Below are 292 nucleotides of genomic sequence, written 5' to 3' on the forward strand. Positions count from 1 at the left end.
CTAACAATCATTGGAACAATCGTTTGGGGCTATGGGGACCTAATTTTGTCATCCGCTCAGCAGCGACTCTGCTCGGTCGGGTAATGCAGCAACAGGCGAGATGATTCCGAGGCGCAAAGCTTTTAGGCTTCAGCAGAACGCTTCAGCTGATTCATGAGTTGCGTCGGCAGGTTTTTGATGGTCAGGCTGGCGCATTCCTGATCGAACTCGACGCGTTTGCCCAGCAGATGGGCTTCGAAGCTGATCGACATTCCCTCGGCCCGGCCGGTGTATCGGCGATACTGATTAAGGG

At 54.1% G+C, this 292-nt stretch carries 1 protein-coding gene; it reads right to left on the reverse strand.

Annotated features, from left to right (window positions below; translation table 11 throughout):
- Positions 1-122: 122 nt before the first annotated feature.
- The coding region (locus tag SB719_RS19565; protein ID WP_412159654.1) for a nucleoid-associated protein at positions 123-292 on the reverse strand (170 nt) is incomplete at its 5' end.

This window comes from Pantoea sp. SIMBA_079, assembly GCF_046940275.1.
GTDB classification, from domain to species: Bacteria; Pseudomonadota; Gammaproteobacteria; order Enterobacterales; family Enterobacteriaceae; genus Pantoea; species Pantoea borealis.